Consider the following 18450-nt stretch of genomic DNA (forward strand, 5'->3'; position numbering starts at 1 on the left):
AGGAAGTTCCATCTGCCTGTGAATGAAACCCAAGACATTATTACAAGGAAGTATCAGTTGAACATTTACTCGAAATGCGGCTTCACGCTGGTCGAGCTCGCTATAGTATTGGCATTGAGCTCAATCATTCTTGCCTTCGCCATTCCGGGAACCGCAAACCTCATCAACCACTCAGGTCGCCATGCGGCCCTTGCGGATCTCATCGCAACTCTGAATCTTGCCCGAAATACCGCGATCAATGAGCAGACAACGGTTACTCTCTGCGCGATCGGCAATGATTCAAAATGTGCGAATGATTGGTCATTTCCGATCGTCGCATTTCGTGACCCCACTCGCTCCAGACAGATCACAAACGATACTCAAATCGTGCGGGTCATGCACTCAGTGGAAGCTGGCCGTTTGGTTGTTCGATCCGGGATCCACAATTACTTTCGATTTCAAAGCAGCGGTTGGTCAAGAGGCACTTTGGGCCACTTTATCTGGTGCCCGGACTCAGATGACGATCGGCACGCGGCTCAGGTAAGAATTAATATGGGAGGACGACCACAGGTAGCCAGGGATTATGATGGAGACGGAGTGGTAGAAGATGCCTCCGGAGATCCGATAACTTGCGAAGGCATCTGACAGATGAGGACTCTAATCCCAATTAACTCTCTGCCCATTCGACAGTAAAGCAATGGTACCGCCACCCTGGCCATTTTTGGGCTGGGCCTCAATGCGAAACGCAGTTGCAGACTGACTGTCGATCACGAGGTCATAGAATTTGGCATTGCCATCCAAAGGCGCTTCATTTGGAAAAATGTCATCTGCATCAGCACCGATAGTGGCACCAACATATGACATATTCTGAGTGTGGTAACGCTCTAATGCGTTTGCCAAGGACATCAAAGCGCTTTTGGCATCCGCTGCTCTGGCATCTTCCACATAGCGGTTATAGCTTGGCAAAGCGATGGCCGCAATGATGCCGATAATGGCCACCACGATCATTAGTTCGATCAAGGTAATACCCGATTGTCGCCTGATCACATTCATTTTTCATTCCAGCCGTTTTCATTTTGTCGGGGCCTTTCCAGGCCCCGGCGAATCAATATCAAATCAATCGTACAGTTCCTGCCAGCTCATCCTGCCCAGCGAAGATTGGTCTCCGCCAACATCAACCTCATCCGTCAGGATTTCGTTGTCGGAGCGAGTTGTGAACATAAAATCGCCAAGGAAGCCTGGCCGGTTCGGCAATCCTCCCTCGGTTTTATAGCCAACGAACTCATCACCAAGTTTTGGCCAGACAACTCGGTCGGGGGTGCGCCCATCAAGCCCAAACGCCATCAACCAGCCGCTTCCACCGACAGAACATGGATCGTCAGAGGGGATTGTGGAGTTGACGAACGCGTACTCACCGCGAACCTGAGGAGACTGGATAATTCGCTCGCCGGCTTCCGTAGTGAAGTCCACATACCAACCGTTTTCTCCGTCTAGGACTTCGCCGTCTGATTCTCGCACCTCGTAAGCTTGCCCCTCCACAGTGATGTTGCTCTCACTCAGGGTTCGAGACAACAGATCATCACGATCCAGATTCGAGGTTCCATCGTCAATTATGCCGTAAAACGACTGCGTGGCAGTGCTGGAGGTGTCATCAACCGTGAGATACTGTCCGGTACCAAACAGAACCAACAAACCGGGATCGGTATTGGTTGGATCTGCCAGGGGGTTACGAACCACCATGGGTGCAGCGGTTATCGGCTGCGCATTAGTGCCATCGGTCGCCGTAAACAAAGGAGCTGGGTTATTGGTGCTTCCGTGCACGGATGTCCAAGATCCATTGCTTTGCACTTCAGCAGCCCAAATATTACCTTCAAGATCTCCGGCATAAACCCTGTCGATTATGCGGTTTCCATCCAGATCCAATTGCCGCACCGGAGAAAGCCCCGCGGCACCCGCACTGGTATCAAAGGCGATGAATCGATAATCGCCAGGATCGCTCCAGTCACCATCAAGCCCTCCTTCAATGTCGAGCATGAACAAACCAGTAGCAGGGGTCTGGGAGTTATAGCCATTGCCGAAGAAAGCTGTCCATTTATATTCATTGTTACCCCACCGGGCGAGACCGATGGTCGGCGGCTCTGTGATATAACCCATCCGAGAATCGTCTTCGCTGGTGAACTCCCACATAAGCAGGTTGGCAGCGGAGCTCTCACTGATTTGGGTCGGATCGGTCACATCCAAGGCAAAAATACCCTGTCCACCGGCCCTGGCGCCACCGATCAGAATAGTGCGCCAATCAGCTCCTGTGCTTCCAGCGCCCTGGGTATAGACATCCGACACTACCGGTGAGAGATCGACGTAGAATCGATGTGAATAATCCGGATTTGTCAGATAGTGGAGACCCTGGTCCGACTCATTGGAAAAAAGAAATTCCGGGATGTAGGCGAACAGCTCTTTACCACCATCACTGCTGTCAGCTGAGAATGCGTGAAGCATACCGTCGTTCGCACCCACATAAACGACAGGCTTCCGATTTTGATTGGCAGCCCTGAAATCCGCGTAGGTGTCTGTCGATACCCCGAAAGGTTCAGCATTTGGCCAAGTAAGCGATGGACGGCTCACATAAACCGGAGTGGAGTTCACAATATCCCCAAGCAGGCTGTCCCGATCACGCATTCCAGCGATATCGCCACCTCGCAGATAATTAATCCTCTGCTGTCCGGTGGTAGCATCGCCCCCGTAACTCAGATCGGCCTGCTGATCTGAGTTAAGTTCATCCCAGCTTAATGAGACACCGCTGGTGCCATTGCTGGTGATCAAATCACGTGGGTCATTTGTAAGGTTCCTGCTATCCAATAACCCGGCAGCGCTCCAGGACTCGTTTTCGTTAATAGTGGGAGGGCCGCTCTCGTTTTCGGTCAAACCGAAAGCAAAAAGGTCACCCGTCCAAGAGGTGGAATCAAACTGAGCGCCAAATAGCAAGGTATCTGTTTCCAACGTTGCTGTATTGAACGTTACACCTGTTGAGGTCCCTTCAATATTCACAATATCGAAGAGAACGCCAGACAGGTCCGTGGCAAAGGTCTCAGGATCGGCGGCACTGAAGAACCCACCTCGACTATTCACAGACGCGTGAAGCAGGTCATCGATCTTTCCAGCGTTGGTCCCGGTACTAGGCCAGGTTATATCGTCGCCACTTTCAATGGCGGCAAAGGCATCATCCGGGTCTATGGAACCCGTAACACCCAGCCCGACACCATAAGTGGTCATGTGCTGCCAGAAAGCAGGGTTCAGTTCGGTTGGCCGGACGCGGTTATCCAGATCTGTCCGTAGATCGTTTTTCCAGTAATACATCGCGATATCTGCAAGCGTGTTATTGCGCTCGTCCGTAAATGGAGAAACAGCCTCGTAACTGAATTCTCCAATTGTGGGGCCGTCCGTGCCGTCTACATTATTAAAGCCAGATACAGAGTCGCCGTAATAACCATCAGTCATCAGTATCGTGAAGGCACGTCGACACTCCAACTGAGCCTCAGCGCTTGATGTGCCAGGCGTTGCTCCCCATGGGCCCTTGCTATCAGTCCGCTGAAAATACTCCCCCGCTGCATCCAGCGCTCCCTTCAAAGGAGTTCCTGCTGCCGGAACATCAGATGTGTAAAGTGTGTTGAAGAACGCGGCTCGATCGGTTCCAGAAAAGCTTCTCACCCCACTTGAAATCACCGAGGTATTTTCACCATCCACGCTCGAACTACCTTTGTTCAGACTTCCGTAACCGATTCTGAGATTCTCCGGCTGACGCGAAAAAGCATCCCCGATACCTGCTCGTGCCGCAAGGGTACGAGAACGGTGATAGCTGAACCAGTTGGCAAAGTTCTGCTCTTCTTGCGCGACTGTCCTCGATATATCAGAGGACCAGTCGAAGGAACTTATAGTTTGCTCCGCTCCAGTCACCAGATTCTTTTTATACGCCGTACCGCTTCGAAACTGGATTCTGTGATAAGTGCCGCCGCTCGGGTCTAAAACCAAATTGCCTGAAGCATCCTCGATGACATAAAAAGTCATGGGGTAATATGTGCGCCATTCGTTAAAGTTTCCTGAGCTATTACTACGCCAGAAAAAATGCTGATGTGATGACGTAAGATCCAGCGTGCCAGCAGCGCTCCTGCCAGGATTATACGGCGCAGCATCCGGGGCGACGGATGGCCACTGGGTTCGATCTTCTTTATACCAGGGTTGATAAGTCACCAGCGGATTATAAAACAATGAATTATTCGCGCTGGCCCTACCTGCTATGTTGAACGTGTTGTTGTCTTCAAATGATGGGATGCGAATCGAGTATGTCCCTCCCCCATACATATTATCTGCCGGAGGAAATAGATAGTTCGTGCCACCAGCTATTCCATCTGGTATGACCTCAAACTGCATCGAACCCGAATCATCCTTGATGAACATGATGTTAGGCTCAATCACAGAGGCCAGATACAGGGGTTCATCCGATAGTGGCCCCGGCGCCGAGTAGCCGCTGGTAGGTGCAATCACGAGAAGCCCGATCACAAAAGCGGGCAGTCTTTCTCTGAGTAAAGTCATACTGTACCTCCTGATGCGCCGTCAGAACTGACGGGCATAATAAGATTCGATTACCCGTCGGGATTCGCCTGTCGGCCCGGGGCTCCAGGCTACAATTCTGAAAGCCTGGGCGTTGGTGGCCCCAGTATCGTTGGTGTAACCTTCCACAACAATATCGGTGAGCTTTTCAGGTTCGTAAGCATCGCCCATGTGCTGGATAAAATAGCGTGGAGTTATCCCATCCACAGCCGTACCAGCGATGACATCTTCACTCGCCGCCCAGTCTAGCGCCAAAGGATCAGGCACTGCGTCGTCCTGGCCAAACAATCCGTCACTACCATCAAACACCGAGAGAACGTTAATTCCTTCCAAAGTTACTTCTGCGTCCCTGAGCGCAGACTCTGCAATCTCAAGAGACTGCATTCCCTCTCTTTCCCCCGAAACCATTCGCTCCTGCATGATCGTTCCCTGCATGCTGGAAACCGCCAGAAGCGTTAAAACCAATAACAATAGAAGCGAAAGAATGAGTGCCGCTCCGGTCTGTCTGTGGCTCTTGATCTTGCTCATGATCTCAGATCCTGTTTCTCATCGAGATAGTCGTCGAATAAACCCGATACAAAAATGTGTCATTGGCATTGCTGGTGGTTAGCAAGCCGGCATTCGCCACGCAATCCAGCCACCCGGGAAAACAATATTCCTGCTCACCATCCGTCACCCCATCGTTAGGCGAGCGAACCAGAACGCTGATACGCACAGCTATGGTATTATCAGCCTGTGTCCTACCAGCAACAGTCAGACCAATGGGGTCTTCCCAATTATTGACCTGACCGTTTTGATTGCTATCCACCCCGAACTGAATCTGAAAGTCGATAACATCCTGTAGCAGAGCAACCGGTGTGGAAAAGTTGCCAATACCGCTACCCGAGATACCAACTCCATCAGTCACCAATTCTCGGGTTCCATTTCCGTTATCCTGCAGGTAAAAGCGCTGCTGACGGGGCCTAAATACAGACGCTCCATTTGGATCGTCATTGTAATTAGTCGATAACGCTTGCGTGGAGTTTCCAGGACCGTCACTAACGTTTCCCGAATTGTGGACAACGACCTCATTATTCGTATTCAGATTAGTGATCTGAAAAATATCTCCCTGACTGCAGTTTGTAACGATAAGAATATCGTTAAGGTTGAAGGAATCACTGTCGTCAACTTGCAGGTTGGCTGCTTGCTGGCTCGGTTGGAACGTCACACTAATTTGGGAATTCCCGTTAACTCCACCGAGGTACAAGATATCCGAATTATCAACACCCGAATCGTTTTCAGCATCCAACCCGCGAAGCAATGCACCAACATCAAAACCAGTGTCATTGAGAATACTGTTAAGACGACCATCGCGAACGCCTTGGCTGCCCAGGCACCCCCAATAGGAAGCATTTCGAATTTCCCGGCCAATGATAGACGTTGCCAGGCGCCCCGTTTCCTGAATCCGCGCGCTCGCCTCTGAAACTCGGAAGCTCTGACTATTGGACGTAAATATCTGGGTGAGCCCGAGAGTAATAATGAGAGACAGGGCCAATGCCACTATCACCTCGATAATAGAGAGGCCAGCCTGGCTTGCAGAAATCCTCATTGCTCCAACCTCGCAGTCATGGTGTACGTTTGCTCGGCGGCATCACTTCCGTACTGGCGTTCATCCCACGTAATCGTGACGTTAACTGTATTGGCATTGAATGCCACCGCACCTTCTGCACCGGGTATATCCCGGTCCAAGGCCGCCTCCCAAGCGTCGACGTCAGCAGCAACCAGCGCGTTGTTGTCATTGGCTCTGATCATCTCCACCATTTCCAGCGCGTGAAGGTTAACTTGAGAGCGCAAATTGGAGTTATTGACCTGCTGAAGAGACAGATACTGCATCCCGACGACCCCTAGCAAGCCAACGAGCAGTACCAACAAAGCAACCAACACTTCAATAAGCGTAAAACCGTTGTGGGGAGTCGAACCGGTTACGAAAGCCATGCATTTATTCTCCGGGAATCTTGTGTACGCAGCCCGTTGTTACGGGCAGTTAAAATCGGTTGTGTCCACACGCCCGCCCGGCGTCACCGTTATGGTTCTGCCGTCACTGACGCCTGCACAGACATTAAATGCAACATTGCCTGCGCTGGTTGTTAGGCCGTTTGCGCGAAATGTTACTGCTCCCGCCGTAATGCTCAGACCACCATCAGACTCTTCAATCTGCCTGATGACATTACCGTTCGATGCCAAAGTAGTGGTCAAAGTATCTGCGGCCGATGTAACCGTCACCCGCTCCCCCCTGCGAACAGCCTCGCTTCGCGAGTAATTCAACAAGCCAACGATTGAGTTAGTGGTAGATACCACCCGATTGTTATCAATAATCCTTCCAAATTGGGGTATGGCAAAGCCTGCAATAACTGCGATAAGTGCAATCACAATCATCAACTCAACGAGAGTGAAGCCTCTGTTATTCGTCGTCAGGTACATAGTCTTATCCCACATTAACTATCCTTAAATTAAAAGCTTGGAGCAGAGCTCGCCAGCAGTATCTGACTAGCGGCGCACGAAAGCGGACGAGCGGCAATTAGATAGGGAAATTTCGAGAAGACATTCGCATTTTTGGAGGTGGCCATAATCTTTAAGCCGCCTCAAGAAGGAAGGCAGTAGGTGAACACTAACTTTTAGGAAACATTTACCACATCTATCCGAAGCTCTTTTGGCATAGAAAACACAATATTCTCCTCACGCCCGGCAATTTCCTCCGGAACGCTGCCGCCAAGCTCTCGCAGACGGGTAATAACTTCGTTCACCAGAACCTCGGGGGCAGAAGCTCCCGCAGTAACCCCAATCGAAGTCTTACCTTCCAGCCAGGCAGCATCGATCTGGGAGGCCTCATCAATCAGATAGGCCGGCGTGCCCATTCTCTCCGCGAGCTCGCGCAGGCGGTTTGAGTTGGAGCTGTTCGGCGAGCCAACCACCAGCATCAGGTCGCAGTCGCCGGCCAACTGCTTCACGGCATCCTGGCGGTTCTGGGTGGCGTAGCAGATATCGTCCTTGCGAGGGCCCTGGATCTCCGGGAACTTTGCGCGGAGCGCGTCAATGACGCGGGCGGTATCGTCCATGGACAGGGTGGTCTGGGTAACGTAAGAGAGCTTACCGGGGTCTTTAACCTCCAGGTTAGCCACGTCCTCCTCGTCTTCGACGAGGTAGATTTCGCCACCATTGCTATGGTCGTACTGCCCCATGGTGCCTTCTACTTCCGGATGGCCGTGGTGGCCGATCAGCACGCATTCCCTGCCATCGCGACTGTAGCGCATGACTTCCAGGTGCACCTTGGTAACCAACGGGCAGGTGGCGTCGAAGACTTTCAGGCCGCGGCGGGCGGCTTCGGTCTGTACCGCCTGGGAAACGCCGTGGGCGCTGAAGATAACGAGCTTGTCGTCTGGAACTTCGTCCAGCTCGTCCACGAAAATGGCGCCACGGTTGCGCAGGTTATCCACCACGAATTTATTGTGGACCACCTCGTGCCTCACGTAGATGGGCGCTCCGAACACGTCCAGCGCCCGGTTTACAATTTCGATGGCGCGGTCCACGCCGGCACAAAAACCTCGGGGATTGGCGAGTCGGATCTGCATATCAACCTGCTATTCTGGTTAGTGGGCCGGGCCTGCCGGTTCCACGTCGATGATTTCTACTTCAAACGTCAGTGTACGCCCTGCCAGGGGGTGATTGAAATCCACCTCCACTTCGTCACCTTCCACACGGCTGACAACACCGGGCAACTCGCTCTGGCGCGCGTCGGCAAAGGAAATCATTACGCCGGGTTCCAGCACCATATCGGGGCTGAACTCATGGCGCTTGAACGTCTGTACGTTATTCGGGTTGTGCTGGCCAAAGGCTTTCTCGGGCGGGACCTGGAAGCTGTCTTTATCACCAGCTTTCATACCCATCAGGTAAGCTTCGAAATTCTCCGGGAGGTTGTCATCGCCGATTTCCAGGGAGGCCGGCTCTTTCTCAAAGGTCGAGTCAATCACTTCGCCATCCGGGAACTTCAGGGCGAAGTGCAGTTTTACCCGGGTACCCTTGTCGACAGGCAGTTCATTCATAAGAGTTACTCACTCCTTTGCGCATCCCCGTCCGAATCGGCGGGTTTGCGGAACATATCAAGTATCATCATGGCGGCACCGATGGTGATCGCGGTGTCTGCCAGGTTAAAGGCGGGAAAGTGCCAGTCCTGCCAGTAAAAGTGCAGGAAATCGACCACATAGCCATGCACCACCCGATCATAGACGTTGCCCAAGGCGCCGCCGAGTATCAGTACGATGGCAATGGCGGTCCAGGTCTCATGACGCTGCAGGTTTTTCAGCCAGTAGATCAGTACCACGCTGACCACCAGCGCCAGGGTTACAAAGAACCAGCGTTGCCAGCCGGCAGCTTCAGCCAGGAAGCTGAACGCTGCGCCGGTGTTGTGGAGCAGCGTCAGATTGAACATGGGTATGACCGGCACAGGGTCGCCATAGGTCAGCATAGCGGTGGCCATGGCCTTGGTGCCGAGATCCAGAACGATCACCAGTACCGCCAGCCAAAGCCACTTCAGTTTGCTTCCGGTGACCTGCTCCGTCATGGTCGCTTCCATCAGGCGTAGGCGCGGGCTTCGCCGGGCCCTTCCACGTTGGTCACACAGCGACCACAGAGATCGTCGTACTTGGCATTACGTCCGACATCTTCCCGGTGGTGCCAGCAGCGCTCGCACTTGGTGTGAGCGGCAGGTGTCACCTTCACCCGGAGACCTTCATGGGAGGTCATTTCCGCATCGCCCGCTTCTGAAACTGGCTTAACGCTAGCCTCGGAGGTAATCAGAACAAACCGCAGCTCCTCACCCAGGTGCTTCAGATCGGCAGCCAGGTCGCCTTCGCAGAACAGAGTCACCTCGGCACTGAGCGAACCTTTGATTTCACCCCGAGCCCTGGCTTCCTCCAGGCACTTGTTGACGGCCTCTTTAACACTGTACATCTCGCGCCAGTAGTCGCGGCCAAGCTCGGCGTTGTCCGGCAGTGCTGTGAGGCCTTCGTACCAGGTTTCATAGAACACGGTATCGCCGCGCTTACCCGGCAGATGCTGCCAGATTTCATCAGCGGTGAAGCTGAGAATCGGGGCAATCCAGCGAACGAGCGCTTCGGCCACATGGTACAGGGCTGTCTGGCAGGAACGACGCGCCAGACTGTCGGCCTGGGTGGTGTACTGGCGATCCTTGATGATATCCAGATAGAAGCCGCCCAGGGTGGCTTCACAGAAGTTGTACACCTTCTGGTAAATCCGCAGGAAGGCGTAGTTGCCATAGTCCTCATGCAGCTCTTCCTGCAATTGCAGTGCACGGTCTACCATCCAGCGATCCAGCGCGATCATGTCTTCCGGCGCGACCATGTGCTGCTCCGGATCGAATCCGGTCAGGTTGCTCAGCAGGAAGCGGGAGGTGTTCCGGATCCGGCGGTAACCATCGGCGGTCTGGCGCAGGATGTCCTTGGACACGGTCATTTCGCCGCTGTAGTCGGTTGCGGCCACCCACAAGCGCAGAATGTCGGCGCCCAGCTCGTTCATGACTTCCTGGGGCGCGATGACATTGCCCAGGGATTTGGACATCTTGTGGCCCTTGCCATCGACGGTAAAGCCGTGGGTCAGAACCTGCCTGTAAGGCGCCACGCCATTCATGGCAATGGAGGTCTTCAGGGACGACTGAAACCAGCCACGGTGCTGGTCTGAGCCTTCGAGGTACATATCCGCCGGGAACTGGCCCAGTTCCTCGCGAACCCGCAGGACTGACTCGTGGGTGACACCGGAATCGAACCAGACATCCAGGGTATCCGTTACCTTCTCGTACTGCTCGGCATCACTGCCCAGCAGGGAAGACGCGTCCAGCTCGTACCAGGCATCGATACCGCCCTCTTCGATCTGCTGGGCCACCTGCTCAATCAGGTTCTGGGTGTCCGGGTGCAGCTCCTGGGTTTCCTTGTGGATAAACAGGGTGATTGGCACGCCCCAGGTCCGCTGACGGGAGATGCACCAGTCCGGCGACTGGTTGAACATGGCTTCGATACGGTTCTTACCCCAGGACGGCACCCAACGTACACCCTGGATCGCTTCAAGGGCATCAGCGCGCAGGTTTTCCTTATCCATGCTGATAAACCACTGGGGTGTGGCCCGGTAGATCAGCGGGGTCTTGGTGCGCCAGCAATGGGGATAGCTGTGGCGGAATTTCTCGGAGCGCACCAGCTTGCCCTCGCGCTCAAGCGCGCTACAAACCGGCTCATCGGCCTTGTAAACGTGTACACCGGCCAGCTCACCGGCGGCCGAAGTGTAGGTGCCATCCGCCTGAACGAGGTTGATGGTGCCAATGTTGTAGGCCTTGCCTACCTCAAAGTCTTCCATACCGTGATCGGGCGCGGTATGAACAGCGCCAGTACCGGCGTCCGTGGACACATGGTCGCCCAGGATAACAGGGACCTGCTTGTCGTAGATCGGGTGCTGGAGAACCAGATTCTCAAGAGCCGCGCCAGCACAGGTTGCCAGCACTTCGTAGCTCTCAACTTGCCAGCGGGCCATGATGCCATCGACCATGTCGGCAGCCAGGATCATCCGCTCCGGGCCGTGCCCGACATCGGTCTGTACCAATGCATAGTCCAGATCGGCATTAAGGGAAACGGCCTGGTTAGCCGGAATGGTCCAGGGCGTGGTGGTCCAGATAACCACGGACACATCGCCATTGCCATTATCGGTGCCGAACAGTGACAGGGCTTTTGCCTGGTCAACCGCGGTAAAGCGCACATCGATCTGGGTCGAGGTCTTGTCCTGGTACTCAACCTCGGCTTCTGCCAATGCGGACTGACCCACCACACTCCAGTAAACCGGCTTGTAACCACGCACCAGATGCCCTTTGGCAACGATCTTGCCGAGCGCGCGAACAATGCCCGCCTCAACCTTGGGATCCATGGTCAGGTAGGGTTTGTCCCACTCCCCCATGACGCCCAGACGGATGAAATCGGTTTTCTGACCGGCAATCTGCTTGGTGGCGTAGTCGCGACAGGCCTGGCGGAAGGTCTTATAATCCACCTTCACACCGGCCTTGCCAATCTCCTGCTCCACCTTGTGCTCGATCGGCAGACCATGACAGTCCCAGCCCGGCACGTAAGGCGCGTCGTAGCCCATAAAGCTGCGGGACTTGACGATCATGTCCTTGAGAATCTTGTTGACCGCGTGACCAATGTGAATGCTGCCGTTGGCGTAAGGAGGGCCATCATGAAGGATGAACTTCTCCCGCCCTTCACGCTGCTTGCGCAGGTTGCCGTAGACGTCGAGATCCTGCCAGCGCTTGAGCATTTCCGGCTCGCGCTTGGCCAGGTTGCCGCGCATGGGGAAGGCGGTTTCCGGCAGATTCAGGGTGTGCTTGTAGTCGCTCATGGTTTGTGTGCGTACTCTTTTGGTCTTGGTCAGTTTGAGTCAGTCATTTATTCGTTGGGGCGCAGCCGGGCGTTTCAATCCGCGCTCTTCACAGAGCCGTTTTCGGCAATCCACGCTCGGGCCTGGTCAAAATCCCGGGCAATCTGATCTTTCAGCTCATCCACAGAACCGAATTTTTCCTCGTCCCGCAGGCCATGCCGGAACACAACCTCGAGGTGCTGGCCATAAAGTGTGCCAGCAAAGTCAAACAGGTGCACTTCCAGTGAGGGCCGCTTGCCGTCAACGGTCGGACGTACACCAATATTGGCAACACCATCGAATCGGGCGCCATTGTCCAGGGTGGCGGCAACCACATAGACACCGCGCAGGGCGGGTGTCCGATGTAACAAAATATTCGCGGTTGGCGCACCAATCTGGCGCCCCAGTTGGCGGCCATACACGACCCTTCCCCGGATTCGATAGGGGTGGCCCAGCAGCGATTCGGCTTTCTCGAGCCCATTCACCGTGAGTAAATCCCTGACACGTGTGCTGCTTACTCGCTCGCCGTCGACGGTTACTGTCAGGGTATTCTCGACGGAAAATCCGGCGTCGTATCCAACTTTCTCGAGAAGCGCGAAATCGCCCGCCCGATCACAGCCAAAACGGAAATCATCGCCGACCACCAGGTGATGAACGGCCAATCCATGGATCAGAACATCGTCGATAAAGCCCATGGCCGAATAACTACGGAACGCCTGGTTGAAGCGCAGGCACAGCACAATATCGATACCTTCCGCCAGCAGGGCCTCGAACTTCTGACGAAATCCCATCAGCCTTGGCGGCGCTTCCCTGCCCTGAAAAAACTCCCGGGGTTGGGGCTCGAAAATCATCACCACCGAGGGCACGCCCAGAGCCTTGGCCTTGCTTTTGACCTGATCAATAATGGTTTTGTGCCCAAGGTGCACACCGTCGAAGTTACCGATGGTGGCGACACACCCGTTGGCGAGCGGTGAATCCTCCCGACGGGAAAGCATTTTCAGGTTGGTCAGGCCCCGGATCAGACGCATGCAATGCGAACCTTCAATTGCCAGCTAGCTTTCAGCGCTCACTTTTACCGCAACGCTGGTGAGAAAACGCGCGATTATACCTTACCTGTGGCGGAAATGTCTTACCCGAACCCCGGCCAGCGCCAGTGCAACGAAGTAGACGGCGACACCCGCCCCTACCAGCATCGCCATGTCCGCTGCACGCTGATAGCCTCCGTTTGCCAGCCACACCGACACCGGGGCGTTGAGCCAGACAATGACGGCCGCCAGGGCACCGTTGGCAAAAAGCAGCTGTAGCAGAAACCGGGGCCAGCCGGGCTGGCTCTGCCAGGCCCCTTCCTTACGCAGTCCGCGCCAAAGAAGGTAGCCATTCAACCAGGCCGATATTGAGGTGGCCAGCGCGAGGCCGGCGTGGGCCAGCGGGAAAATGAGAATCAGGTTGAACACCATGTTTGCCACCATGGCAATGATGCCGATCTTGACCGGGGTTTTGGTGTCTTCTCTTGCGAAAAACCCCGGCGCCAGAACCTTGATGAGCATGAACGCCAGCAATCCTGCAGAATAGGCTCGCAAGCTCTGGGCCGACATGGCCACATCCCGGTCGGTAACCGCGCCATAGTGGAACAGGGTGGCAATCAGCGGCTCGGCCAACAGAGCAAGCGCCAGGGCAGCCGGAAGACCAATCAAAAGGACCGCCCGAACCGCCCAGTCCAGGGTGGCGGCGAACTGGTCCGCTGACGCCGCTGCGTGTTTACGGGAAAGGCTCGGCAGAATAACCGTCGCAATGGCTATCCCGAACACGCCGAGGGGCAATTCCGAGAGCCGATCAGAGTAATACAACCAGGAAACGCTGCCGGTCTGGAGAAAGGACGCCAGAACCGTATCAAGCAACAGGTTGATCTGGCTGACGGACACCCCGAACAGCGCAGGCGCCATCAGCTTGAGAATCCGGCTGACACCTTCGTGGCGATAATCCACACGAGGCCGTGGCAGCAGGCCCAATCGCATTAGAAACGGCAACTGGAAAAACAACTGCAGTGCCCCGGCAATGAAAACACCCCAGGCCAGAGCCATCACCGGCTCATCCATCAGCGGCGTCAACCAGATGGCTGCCGCAATCATCGCCAGATTGAGAAGAACCGGGGTAAACGCGGGTACCGCAAAGCGATCGTAACTGTTGAGGATGCCGCCGGCGAAGGCCGTCAGGGATATCAGCAACAGGTACGGAAAGGTGATGCGCAACATGTCGCTGGTCAGCGCAAATTTCACCTCATCATCCAGGAAACCAGGGGCAAAGACCGCCGTCAGCACCGGCGCCCCGAGAATGGCCACCAGCGTGACGCCCAACAGCACCAAGCCGAGGGAGCCAGCCACCGCATTGACCAGCCGCTGAACGTCCGAGAGCGACTGATTCTCCCGATAGGATGACAGGACAGGCACAAACGCCTGGGAGAAGGCGCCTTCTGCAAATAGCCGACGCAGGAAATTCGGAATCTTGAACGCCACGAAAAAAGCGTCGGCACCGGCACCGGCACCAAAATAGCGGGCAATGACCATATCCCGAACCAGACCCAGCACCCGGGACAGCATGGTCATGATACCGACTAGCCCCGACGATCTGAGCAGTCCTGGCGGCTTGGGTAATTGCTTCTGTTCAGGCGTTGATTCAGGTTCCGACGACATGCAGGCCCTTGCTTGGCATTCTGGATATCCTTTTGGCGCTCGTATTTCGGGAATTACCTGCTTCCCGGTCAAGCCCGCGTTCAGTGAGAAGCGAGTTTACCACAGGCCTTCTGTGTCGGGGCATGAAATGGGTTTTAGCCTTGACATTTGAAGGTTTGAGCGGCATAGTTCTGCGTCATTTATTTCGACGCGCTTGTTTTGGCGCGCCCGCGATGTAACGAATCATTCAGCAACGAATTTGAGATTTTCAGGAGTTTTACGGTGGCAAATTCCCCGCAAGCCAAGAAGCGCGCACGTCAGAACGAGAAGAACCGCAAGCACAATGCAAGCCTGCGTTCCATGGCTCGTACTTATGTAAAAAAGATCCAATCCAAGATCGAAGCCGGCAACTACGAAGAAGCTCAGGCCGCTTTCCAGCAGGCTCAGCCGATTCTGGACAGCATGGTCAACAAAGGCATCTTCGCGAAGAACAAGGTTGCTCGTAGCAAGAGCCGCCTGAGCGCCAAGATCAAGGCCCTGAAGAGCGCCTAATTAGCTCGATTCAGGCAAAAAAAACCGGCCATCTGGCCGGTTTTTTTATGGACGAGCGATTATCACACAATCACCAGATTGTCCCGGTGGATCATCTCCTCGCCTGACATATAGCCAAGGATCTCGGTAATCCGGTCACTGGAGCGGCCGGCAATAGCCCTGGCTTCGTCGGCGTCGTAATTAACCAGCCCCCGGGCGACTTCACGACCACTCTGGTCGAAGCAGGACACCATCTCGCCACGGCGAAACTGCCCCGACACACCTTTAACACCCACCGGCAGAAGACTGCGGCCACCCAGGCACAGCACTTTCACCGCACCATCATCCAGAGTCAGCCTGCCACGGGTCTGCAGGTGGCTGGCGAGCCATTGCTTTCGGGCAGCAATCCGGCCCTGCTCCGGCAATAACAGAGTACCGATTACATCACCCTGCCGCAGGCGACCAATCACGCCCTCAATGCGACCACCAACGATGACGGTGAAAGCCCCGGACCGGGCAGCAAGCCGCGCAGCACGCAACTTTGTCTGCATGCCGCCGCGCCCGAGAACACCGGCGCCGCCACCCGCCATGGCATCCAGTTCGCGATCGCCGGCCCTGCGCTCGGTCACCAGACAGGCATCCGAATGCTTCCTGGGATCCTTGTCAAAGAGGCCCAGCTGGTCAGTGAGGATAATCAGGCCATCCGCCTCAATCAGATTGGCAACCAGGGCGCCCAGGGTGTCGTTATCGCCAAACCGGATCTCGTCGGTAACCACAGTGTCGTTTTCGTTCACAATGGGCACGACACCCAGGTTCAGTAGGGCCCTGAGGGTTCCCCGGCCATTCAGATAGCGCTTGCGGTCGGAGAGGTCATCATGAGTCAACAGAATCTGGGCGGTATGGATATCGTGCCGTTTGAACTGGGCCTCCCAGGTCTGCACCAGCCCCATCTGACCAACCGCCGCAGCAGCCTGCAACTCATGGAGCTGCTCTGGCCGGACAGTCCAGCCAAGACGACTCATTCCCTCGGCGACGGAACCAGAGGAAACCACAACCACCTCCACGCCATCTTCAATAAGCTCGGCGATCTGATCCACCCACAAACCCAGGGCCGCCACATCCAGGCCACGGCCATCGTTGGTCAGCAAAGCGCTTCCGATCTTGATAACCAGGCGACGGGCCTGGCGCAACTGTAGGCGTTCAGTCATGGTGCTTGAGCGATCTCTCTGGTATCAGTCCTTCGTTTACTCCGGGGCGTAGACCACTTCGACATCGTAATCATCATCGTCAAAGTCGTCGTCATCGTCCTCTTCGCGGGCCGCGCGGCGTGCCTGACGCTCGGCTTCAATACGGGCGCGAGCTTCGTCGTCCATCTGCCGGCGACGTTGGGCCTCCCGCTCCGCGAATTCCGGATTCTGGGCCTCTTCCTCAGCCTGCTCTTCGATCCAGCGCATGACGGCCTGAGCCAGGGACTTGGTGCCCTCGCCACTGAGCGCAGAGATCCAGAAAACCGGCCCTTCCCATCCGAGCTCATCGACAATGGCCTGACAATGAGCATCGCGATCTTCTTCGGCCACCATGTCGACCTTGTTCAGTACGAGCCATCTCGGACGGTTGGCCAGAGTTTCGCTGAACTTCTCAAGCTCATGCTCGATCGCTCTAACCGCATCGGCGGGCGACGAGCCATCGTACGGTGCCACATCCACAAGGTGCAGCAGTAGACGGGTGCGCACGAGATGCTTCAGGAAGCGGATACCCAGGCCGGCACCTTCGGCGGCACCTTCAATCAGACCCGGGATATCGGCAATCACGAAACTCTGGTGCGCCTGTACACTGACAACACCAAGATTGGGTACCAGCGTGGTAAACGGATAGTCCGCAACCTTCGGGCGAGCCGCCGACACCGAACGGATAAAGGTAGACTTGCCAGCATTGGGCATGCCCAGCAAACCCACGTCCGCCAGCACCTTCAACTCCAGCCTCAGGTTACGCAACTCGCCCTCGGAACCCTTGGTAGTCTGGCGCGGGGCGCGATTCACCGAGGATTTGAAACGGGTGTTGCCAAGACCATGAAACCCGCCCTGGGCCACCTTGAGGCGCTGGCCGGCGTGGGTCAGATCTCCCAGGACCTCATGGGTATCCATATCAACAACGGTGGTACCGACCGGAACCGGCAGAACCAGATCTTCGCCTTTATTACCGGTACAGTTGCGGCCAGAACCGGGCTCGCCGTTCTGGGCTTTGTGTTTGCGCTGGAACCGGTAGTCGATCAGCGTGTTCAGCGACTCCTCGGCTTCCAGATATACGGAACCACCATCGCCCCCGTCGCCGCCATCGGGGCCACCCTTGGGAACGTATTTTTCTCGCCGGAAGCTCAGGCAGCCGTGACCGCCCTTGCCGGCTTCCACAATGATGGTGGCTTCGTCTACGAATTTCATGAATCAACCCTTTGCGCCATGCGCATAAACTAAAAAGCCCCGCAGCCTCTAGGAAGCTTTGCGGGGCTCCGGATGGTTCTGAGCACCTGATAATATCAGGGTATCAGCGCCACCCAAGGTTCGACAGAACCGGATCGCCGCTGCTTACGCAGCCGGAACGATGCTCACGAACTTACGGCTCTGCGGGCCTTTGGTTTCGAACTTCACCTGGCCGTCTGCTTTCGCAAACAGGGTGTGGTCCTTGCCAATGCCAACATTGCTACCAGCGTGGAAACGAGTGCCACGCTGACGGATGATGATGCTGCCTGCAGATACAGTCTCGCCGCCAAAGCGCTTCACACCAAGTCGTTTAGACTCGGAATCGCGACCGTTACGGGTACTACCTGCTGCCTTTTTATGAGCCATTACCAGCCTCCTTATTTAAGGGGTAATTCGAGAGCCTCAGCCCTTGATACCCGTGATCTTGACTTCAGTAAACCACTGACGGTGGCCCTGACGCTTCATGTGATGCTTACGACGACGGAACTTGATGATCTGAACCTTGTCATGACGGCCGTGGCTAACCACTTCTGCGGTCACTTTGGCACCATCAACTACCGGCGCGCCTACCTGAACCTTGTCGCCGTCGGCGATCAGCAGAACGCGATCAAACTCAACGTTACCGCCGGTTTCAACTTCCAGCTTTTCCAGCTTCAGGGTTTCGCCTTCTTTTACACGGTGCTGCTTGCCACCGCTAACAATAACTGCGTACATTCACTCGTTCTCCACGATTGACCCATCCC

Annotated in this window: 18 protein-coding genes; 2 read left to right on the forward strand and 16 right to left on the reverse strand. The window is 55.4% G+C overall.

Annotation, left to right across the window (positions count from 1 at the left end):
* Positions 1 to 18: 18 nt before the first annotated feature.
* Positions 19 to 624: a GspH/FimT family pseudopilin gene (locus EDB94_RS18850; RefSeq protein ID WP_181259070.1), complete on the forward strand. Its 606-nt coding sequence runs from the start codon at positions 19 to 21 to the stop codon at positions 622 to 624.
* A gap of 12 nt (positions 625 to 636) precedes the next feature.
* Here EDB94_RS18850 and EDB94_RS18855 read toward each other — a convergent pair whose 3' ends face one another.
* The 12 genes from EDB94_RS18855 to murJ all read right to left on the reverse strand — a co-directional run bounded on the left by EDB94_RS18855 (position 637) and on the right by murJ (position 14720).
* Complete coding sequence (locus tag EDB94_RS18855) at positions 637 to 1032, reverse strand: type IV pilin protein (protein WP_108019231.1); 396 nt, start codon at positions 1030 to 1032, stop codon at positions 637 to 639.
* A gap of 63 nt (positions 1033 to 1095) precedes the next feature.
* Complete coding sequence (locus tag EDB94_RS18860; protein ID WP_108019232.1) at positions 1096 to 4566, reverse strand: pilus assembly protein; 3471 nt, start codon at positions 4564 to 4566, stop codon at positions 1096 to 1098.
* A 21-nt stretch (positions 4567 to 4587) separates the two neighbouring features.
* Entirely contained in the window at positions 4588 to 5112 is a 525-nt protein-coding gene (locus EDB94_RS18865; RefSeq protein ID WP_108019233.1) for a PilX N-terminal domain-containing pilus assembly protein, read from the reverse strand.
* Between the two features lie 4 nt (positions 5113 to 5116).
* Positions 5117 to 6172: a PilW family protein gene (locus EDB94_RS18870; protein ID WP_108019234.1), complete on the reverse strand. Its 1056-nt coding sequence runs from the start codon at positions 6170 to 6172 to the stop codon at positions 5117 to 5119.
* Positions 6169 to 6558 carry a type IV pilus modification protein PilV gene (gene pilV, locus EDB94_RS18875; protein WP_108019235.1) on the reverse strand — a complete coding sequence of 130 codons (390 nt, stop codon included), beginning with the start codon at positions 6556 to 6558 and terminating at the stop codon, positions 6169 to 6171. The genes EDB94_RS18870 and pilV overlap by 4 nt, the downstream gene beginning before the upstream one ends.
* 39 nt (positions 6559 to 6597) lie before the next feature.
* Positions 6598 to 7044, reverse strand: a complete 447-nt coding sequence (locus EDB94_RS18880) for a GspH/FimT family pseudopilin (RefSeq protein ID WP_181259071.1) — start codon at positions 7042 to 7044, stop codon at positions 6598 to 6600.
* Positions 7045 to 7238: 194 nt separating this feature from the next.
* Positions 7239 to 8192: a 4-hydroxy-3-methylbut-2-enyl diphosphate reductase gene (gene ispH / locus EDB94_RS18885; RefSeq protein WP_108019237.1), complete on the reverse strand. Its 954-nt coding sequence runs from the start codon at positions 8190 to 8192 to the stop codon at positions 7239 to 7241.
* Between the two features lie 18 nt (positions 8193 to 8210).
* Positions 8211 to 8663, reverse strand: coding sequence for an FKBP-type peptidyl-prolyl cis-trans isomerase (gene fkpB, locus EDB94_RS18890; RefSeq protein WP_053114507.1), 453 nt, complete (start codon positions 8661 to 8663; stop codon positions 8211 to 8213).
* Positions 8664 to 8668: 5 nt separating this feature from the next.
* Complete coding sequence (gene lspA / locus EDB94_RS18895; protein ID WP_108019238.1) at positions 8669 to 9193, reverse strand: signal peptidase II; 525 nt, start codon at positions 9191 to 9193, stop codon at positions 8669 to 8671.
* Entirely contained in the window at positions 9193 to 12012 is a 2820-nt protein-coding gene (ileS, locus tag EDB94_RS18900) for an isoleucine--tRNA ligase (protein ID WP_108019239.1), read from the reverse strand. The genes lspA and ileS overlap by 1 nt, the downstream gene beginning before the upstream one ends.
* A 74-nt stretch (positions 12013 to 12086) precedes the next feature.
* Complete coding sequence (gene ribF, locus EDB94_RS18905; protein ID WP_108019240.1) at positions 12087 to 13058, reverse strand: bifunctional riboflavin kinase/FAD synthetase; 972 nt, start codon at positions 13056 to 13058, stop codon at positions 12087 to 12089.
* 81 nt (positions 13059 to 13139) lie between these two features.
* Positions 13140 to 14720, reverse strand: coding sequence for a murein biosynthesis integral membrane protein MurJ (murJ, locus tag EDB94_RS18910; RefSeq protein ID WP_082814068.1), 1581 nt, complete (start codon positions 14718 to 14720; stop codon positions 13140 to 13142).
* A 261-nt stretch (positions 14721 to 14981) separates the two neighbouring features.
* On the opposite strand from murJ, the gene rpsT reads away from it, so the two are divergent.
* Complete coding sequence (rpsT, locus tag EDB94_RS18915) at positions 14982 to 15251, forward strand: 30S ribosomal protein S20 (RefSeq protein WP_008170735.1); 270 nt, start codon at positions 14982 to 14984, stop codon at positions 15249 to 15251.
* Positions 15252 to 15313: 62 nt separating this feature from the next.
* Here rpsT and proB read toward each other — a convergent pair whose 3' ends face one another.
* From proB to rplU, 4 genes are all read right to left on the reverse strand, one after another.
* Positions 15314 to 16438 carry a glutamate 5-kinase gene (gene proB / locus EDB94_RS18920; RefSeq protein ID WP_008170737.1) on the reverse strand — a complete coding sequence of 375 codons (1125 nt, stop codon included), beginning with the start codon at positions 16436 to 16438 and terminating at the stop codon, positions 15314 to 15316.
* 36 nt (positions 16439 to 16474) lie between these two features.
* A complete protein-coding gene (gene cgtA / locus EDB94_RS18925; protein WP_008170740.1) occupies positions 16475 to 17668 on the reverse strand; it encodes an Obg family GTPase CgtA in 1194 nt (397 codons plus the stop codon).
* A gap of 144 nt (positions 17669 to 17812) precedes the next feature.
* Positions 17813 to 18073: a 50S ribosomal protein L27 gene (gene rpmA / locus EDB94_RS18930; protein ID WP_008170742.1), complete on the reverse strand. Its 261-nt coding sequence runs from the start codon at positions 18071 to 18073 to the stop codon at positions 17813 to 17815.
* 36 nt (positions 18074 to 18109) lie between these two features.
* Positions 18110 to 18421 carry a 50S ribosomal protein L21 gene (gene rplU, locus EDB94_RS18935; protein ID WP_008170744.1) on the reverse strand — a complete coding sequence of 104 codons (312 nt, stop codon included), beginning with the start codon at positions 18419 to 18421 and terminating at the stop codon, positions 18110 to 18112.
* Between the last annotated feature and the right edge of the window lie 29 nt (positions 18422 to 18450).

It is taken from the genome of Marinobacter sp. 3-2, assembly GCF_003751355.1.
GTDB lineage: Bacteria > Pseudomonadota > Gammaproteobacteria > Pseudomonadales > Oleiphilaceae > Marinobacter > Marinobacter adhaerens.